The 1380-nt window shown below is 65.9% G+C and carries 1 protein-coding gene; it reads left to right on the forward strand.

Annotated elements, in window-relative coordinates; all coding sequences use genetic code 11:
* Positions 1 to 36 precede the first annotated feature (36 nt).
* Positions 37 to 1107 (forward strand): IS110 family RNA-guided transposase, encoded by a 1071-nt coding sequence (locus AC1Q5A_RS16580; RefSeq protein ID WP_492702570.1) that lies wholly within the window; start codon positions 37 to 39, stop codon positions 1105 to 1107.
* Positions 1108 to 1380 lie beyond the last annotated feature (273 nt).

The raw sequence follows: 1380 nt of genomic DNA on the forward strand, positions 1-1380 counted from the left end.
CTAGTGCTACCAGCACAGTCACGCGAGGGCGAGCCCATGAAAAAGCTTACTGCCATAGCCATCGATTTGGCCAAGGATGTGTTTCAGATTGCCGGCGAGAACGCCCGTGGTGAAGTGATCGTGTCCGAGCGACTGAAGTCGCGCCAGGCGATGCACAAGCTCATCCAGACCCTGGAGCCGCCCTTGACGGTGGCGATCGAGACGGGGCCGGGCGCGCAAGCCTGGGCGCGGGAGATTCAGGCCCGCGGGGTCGAGGTCAGGATCTTGCCGGCGCAGCACACGGCGGCGCATCGCTGCGGCAACAAGAACGACGCCAACGATGCGCTGTCGATCCTGCGTGCGTTGCACGATGTGAGCGTGCACCCGGTGCCGATCAAGACCCAGGACCAGTTGGCGTTGCAGGCGTTGCACCGGGCCCGGCGCGGCTGGCGGCGGCGCATGACGGCGATCACCCACCAGGTGCGCGGTGTGCTGCTGGAACAGGGCGTGGTCATTGCCCGCGGCGATCCGGCGTTGGTGCGCAAGGTCGACCGCACCCTGGAAGATGCCACGTTGCCGATCCCGGATCGACTGCGCGCGCTGGTGGCCGATTTGATGGGGGAGTGGCGCGGACTGGGCCAGCGGATGGCGGCGCTCGACGGTGAGCTGGCGGTCTTGAGCCGCACCGATCCGGTCGCCAAACACCTGTGTCAGACCCGTGGCATCGGTCCCATCATCTCCACCGCCATGGCCTGCAAGGCGCTCAACCCGGACCGATTCGCCAACGGCCGCCAATTTGCCGCCTACTTCGGCATCACCCCCCGTCAGCACAGCAGTGGCGCCACCCTCCGGCTGGGCCGCATGAGTCGGCGCGGTGACACCTACCTGCGCAGCGCCATGATCGAAGGTGCCCACGCGGTGATCCGCCAAATCCGCCGTGATGCCACCGACCCCTACAGCCGCCGTATCCAGCGATGGGTCCAGCGTTGTGGCCGCAAGGGTGCCGCCGTGCGCCTGGCCAACCACAATCTGCGTGTCGTGTGGCTGCTGCTCAAGCATCCCGACATGGCCTTCTGCAGCGATCCGGCCCATCGCGGTACCCAAGCGAGGGAGGCTGCCATGCACTGAAAGGGTTGCCGCACCCGCCACCCCGTTTCTTGTCCCTTTGCGCGCTACCGCTGCTGTTTCGCTCGAATCACCCGGTCAGACCATCGTGGCATCAGGCCTTCCGCCCTACCGGCTCTTGCAGCCTCTTCGTAATCGGCCTTTCCACGAGCTCACCCGATGCCGGCCTGGGGTCCATCGACCACCTTCGTCAAGGCCTCATACATAAATGCAGCCCGTGCTTTCTTGCCCACGCAGCGGTTGACACCAGGGGCGAGTCCATACATAGGGCGGGCA

The organism is Rhodanobacter sp. GW835-FHT13D09 (assembly GCF_058793995.1).